The organism is Cytobacillus sp. MT66 (assembly GCF_058792595.1).
Window position 1 is genome coordinate 1 of sequence record NZ_JBXAFB010000040.1, and the last position, 1,810, is coordinate 1,810.

The 1,810-nt window shown below is 34.7% G+C and carries 1 protein-coding gene; it reads right to left on the reverse strand.

Going from position 1 to position 1,810, the window contains the following annotated elements:
• Nucleotides 1–84 precede the first annotated feature (84 nt).
• Nucleotides 85–1,653 (reverse strand): IS1182 family transposase, encoded by a 1,569-nt coding sequence (locus AC1Q59_RS24695; RefSeq protein ID WP_492368518.1) that lies wholly within the window; start codon nucleotides 1,651–1,653, stop codon nucleotides 85–87.
• Between the last annotated feature and the right edge of the window lie 157 nt (nucleotides 1,654–1,810).

Consider the following 1,810-nt stretch of genomic DNA (forward strand, 5'->3'; position numbering starts at 1 on the left):
AAAAGAGGCTGGGACATAATTAGCTTCAAATAGTGACAAAGGAGAATTTGAGTTCACTCAAATTCTCCTTTGTCTATTTTTTTGTTATCTGTTGGCCGTGAATTTTCGTAAATTCACGGCCATTAATGCAAGGCCCATTTCGTTCTCAACCTTCGATTTTCCACGAACAGAAAATCGAATAAAACGCAAATTAGCCTTCAAGAATCCAAAAACTGGTTCTACGTCAATCTTACGTTGACGATAGATGGCACCTGTTTTTTCTTCTGAAAGCTTCGCTCTCACATATTCTTTTTGATGTTCCCACTTCTCATTCACCATTAATTTCCGATTATTGCCTTCTTTAGCTTTTGTACATGATGAACGGAATGGGCAGCCCGAACAGTCTTCACATTCATAGACTTTAAATTTCCGTTTGAAGCCTGTTTTATCCGTACGTTCAGATTGATATTTAAATGGAAGGAGTTTGTGATTTGGGCAAGTGTATGTATCGTTTTCTTCATCATAGTACCAGTTGGCTGGGTTAAACTCGTTTTGTTTATATTTTTTCTTTTGTTCTTTCAAATACATATTAAACGTAATTAAAGCTTCCCGTTTACGCTTAGAAAGAATATCATCATAATTTTGTTCACTTCCATAACCTGCATCTGCCACAATATGTTTCGGTAATTTGAAATAACTTTGCTCAATTTTATCTAGAAACGGAATTAAAGTACGTGTATCTGTCGGATTTGAAAATAAACTATAAGCAAGCGCGTATTGACCTTCTGTGGCGATTTGTACATTATAACCAGCTTTCAATTGACCGTTTTTCATATAATCATCTTTCATGCGCATGAATGTTGCATCATGGTCTGTCTTCGAATAACTATTACGTGTTCCAAAGATTTCAAAGTCTCGTTGATATTTAAGTTTCCGTACAATATAATCAGTCAACTGCTTACGCACTTGCTTCGGGTATTTTCGTTCACTTCTTAATGCTTTTCTTTCTTCTGAGCTCGATGATGCTTCAATTTTTTGATCATATTCATTAATGACTTCATCTACTTTTTGAACCATTTGGTCAAGTTCTTCAAGTGTTAATTGCTCATCACTTTCTCGTTCAATTTCAGGCAAAATTTCTTTTTCAAGTAACTCGTTGTACAGTTGATTTGATTTTTCAATTAAACTATTGTGATATTTCTCAATCGCCTTTTTCCACACGAATGTAAATTTGTTCGCATTCGCCTCTATTTTTGTACCATCAATGAAAATGGCTTCTTGATCGATTAATTTCTCTTGTACAAGTTGGCAACGGAATTGTACGAAGCATTGTCGGATTAGTTCTTTTACTTCGGATTGAACACGGAAACGATTAATGGTGCGATAGCTTGGTTCATAACCTTGAGCTAACCACATCATACGAATACTATCTTTTAAAAGTGCTTCGATTTTACGACCAGAAAAGACAGATTGCGTATAAGCACATAAGATAATTTTTAACATCATGCGTGGATGATAAGCAGGGCACCCCTCATTTCGAAGAAATGGTTCGAGTGCTTCAAGTGGAATACTTTCAACTAAATGATGTACATGGAAGGCAATATCATTCTCTTGTAATTTTACTTCTAAATCTAAAGGCAAAATTAATTGATTCATGTTATAATCTTTAAACATAAGGACACTTCTTTCTGTTGGGTTTAGTGTGGTAACTTAATTTTAACAGAGAATGTCCTTATTTTTATTTAAAAATAATCAAAGCCTGTGAAATTTTACTCGTTGTAAAATTTCACAGGCTTTTTCATTTCAGAGGAGGGTTTTGTCCCAGCCTCTT

Bases quoted from the DNA above. Each gene is read 5' to 3' on its own strand.
- AC1Q59_RS24695 (WP_492368518.1), bottom strand. From the start codon at position 1,653: ATGTTTAAAGATTATAACATGAATCAATTAATTTTGCCTTTAGATTTA.